This window comes from Acinetobacter sp. P8-3-8, from assembly GCF_000214135.1.
Taxonomy (GTDB): domain Bacteria; phylum Pseudomonadota; class Gammaproteobacteria; order Pseudomonadales; family Moraxellaceae; genus Acinetobacter.
Genome location: NZ_AFIE01000108.1, coordinates 1 through 3,055, shown reverse-complemented (window position 1 = coordinate 3,055; position 3,055 = coordinate 1). Strand labels below are relative to the sequence as shown.

General features: G+C 34.2%; 2 protein-coding genes. Both read right to left on the bottom strand.

What is annotated here, in order from left to right:
* On the bottom strand, positions 1-889 hold an 889-nt coding region (locus GGG_RS20120), incomplete at its 3' end, for a hypothetical protein (RefSeq protein ID WP_010117802.1).
* The coding region (locus GGG_RS21595; RefSeq protein WP_010117801.1) for a DUF6765 family protein at positions 886-3,055 on the bottom strand (2,170 nt) is incomplete at its 5' end. The genes GGG_RS21595 and GGG_RS20120, both read right to left, overlap by 4 nt.

Here is a 3,055-nt window from a genome sequence, read left to right as displayed (position 1 = left end):
GGTCATTTTTTTGGGTGAGGGTAAAAGTATTTCCATCAATGACTGTATCAGGGGAGAATTTGATGTATAAAACATTTGGAATGGCTGTAGTGTCATCATTTGCATCTGGAAATATTTGCTGTGAATGAATTATTAAACTAGATTTTTGAGTTTTTACTAACTGGAATATTGTCTTCTCGGTTTCTAATTTAACATCTGATATGATTATATTGTTTATAATTTTTGCTTTTGAACCATAAATATTAATTCTATTTTTTAATATCAATTTTGAATTTAATATTCCCCCTCCCCATGATCGTAGACTTAAATCATTTGCTGTGTTTTTAATATTCTCAAGCAATATATTTTCTAATAAAATAGGATCCTCACAAGAATATAGTCCTAACCTCTTACAATTATAGGTATTACTTGCATACAAAAAACCTTCTTTCTCAATATTTAAGTTATTTATTTGATTACTTGTCGCAAAATTTGGAGGAGAGTATGAATCACCCAAGACTATATCAGCATTTAAAATAATACCATTTCTAATGATACTATCATGACCACCTAATACTAATCCTGGATTACCCTGTTTAGAAAAATCCCAAACATGTCCTTGCATATCAAGTTCCTGATTCTCCAAGTCTAAAATTAAACCTGGACGACCTCCTGAGTAGTTACTGGTATGTCCAGCGCCAACTAAAATTTGTAAAAATTTAGGTGTATGGTCTTTTGAAACACTTTTTGCGATAGAGTCTCGTGTAGCACAGGTTTTTTTAATTTTTTTTCCATTCAGTTGGCTGATTCCACATTCAGGAAACTCATATTGCATACCATTTGCAATGTCATCATTGCCACAAGCGGTCAATGAAATGGATGAAGCTATAAGAAGTATTATTTTTTTCATTTTGTAGTTCCTTGAGGAGGGGTACCTTGGATAACAAATACTTTATTTTGATTCTGTATTTGAGTGATTAGATTTGTGGAATATTTTAGTCTATAACTTCGCACACTTTTTTCCACACTTTCACTTTCTCCATCCTGTGATTCATATTTCTGCACAGAAGTATCCCAAATCACGTTATCAAATTTCTTTTTCTGCTCAAGTGATGTGATAGATTGGAATGCTAATATACGATTGGTGATTGCTTGTGGAATATTAAATCCATCAATACCCGCAATATAACCACTAACGGCATTCCCATTTTTATCAAAAAGTTTTTTGTCGGACTTCGATATTGGTTTAATTAGTTCAAATTTTTCACGTTGCTTTGGTTTATATCCCCAATTAGGTGCGTTGACGGTAATCACTTTATCTTCTTTGACAAAGTTGCCAACAATTTTATAAGTTTGTATTTGTGTATTCTGACCATTTAACAAGTTTTGTAAGTAGGTAACTTTAGAAACTACACCATCTAATGATCCTGTACCATGTTCATCAAAATCCTCTCGTATTTGATTAAAATTTTTCAATAATGGTTCGAGTTGATTCCATGATATAACTTTATTGGTATTCTTAAGCGTGGATCGATTGTATTCAAGCAATTTATTATAAATCTCTTTTTGCGACACTAATGTTCTTGTTGAATTGTTCATCCATTCTCGAACCAAGTTATTATTGATTAGTGAACCTGAGGGTAAGTCATAAGTATGGTCTGGATGAGTTAAGCCTGTTGCATGTCCTGTTCCTCCATTTGTACCATAAGGATCATTGTTTTGATCTCGATGAGCAAATGTATCCTCAAATGCATGCAGATATTCACCAAAAAATTGCATACTAAGATTTCTATTATTACATTCAGTCGCTCTTTTATAATTTCTTTTCATGATCTCAAGTTGAGGAATACCACGTTTATTTGGATTAGTGGTTATATCTTTATCTAAATTTGAAGTTAATCTCCAAATTTTGTATTGGCTATCTGTCATTCCTTTAGGTTGTTCTAAATCCCAGCTTCCCAAGTTATAACCATTACCAATATTTTCATAATATTCTCGGTTATTGGTAAAGTGATACCAGTCTAAACGCATTGTTGTTGCATTGTTAAATTCAATGCTTCCATAATTATACCAATGGCTTCCTTCAGGCAATGGACTTGTATTGTCATTTACATCCACAAATTGAGCAGCCAAAGCAATTCGTCTCGCATTATCTGAATCAATTCCTGCGGTAATTGCAAGAAAATAAGTCATGTAATAATGCATATCCGTTTGGTATAAACCATAAGGATCAACTTTGTTTAACGGATTATTACCCACATACAAATAAGGATTTAAACCATCGACAGTTCCCATTGGATCAGGCGTTAAATAACGCCCTACGGCAGGATCGTATTGACGATAACCATTGTCATACAAACCTGTAATTGGGTCTTCATTTTGTCCAGGTAAACGAACCGAAATTGCATAACGCAGATCATCTATCGATTGAGAAATAGGTAAATTTTGATTCACTCTAATGAGCTGGGCTTCATCATTACGTGTGCTAACCGTATTTAAACGTTCACCGAATGGTGAATAATCAGTTTGCCAACGGACAGTATTATTCTTATCAAAAACCTTGACTGGCGCACCAATACGATTGAGCTGAACTGCATTAAACGAAGCTGAATCAGTATTTAACTGCCCATTCTGTTTTTGAGTAGAAATCTGACTAAATTGTATCACAGGAAGACCTGCCAACATCACATAATCACGATCAACGATAACATCATTAAGTTCAGGTGCATGAATGTCTGAATACTTTTCAGTAGGCATACGCAAACGTTGCTGTTCCCACATTCGGATACCATTCACATAGCCATTACGTTGTGAAAACTCGCGCTGTTGATTTTTACTATTGAATGCTACAGAACGTTTGGAGATTAAACCTTGTTGATTAAATTGTTGATCTATTAAAATATTACGATTTTGATCATTTACCCCCTTCCATACATTAGAAGAGGTATCCCATAAAGGTGCGCCATTATTTGCAGAAGGTATATAATCTAAAACAGTATTTATTTCAGACTCAGCCTGCCACCAAGCATGAGGTTGTCCAGTTTGTGCATAAGAAGCAAGGCGAGAGAGTTGCCCC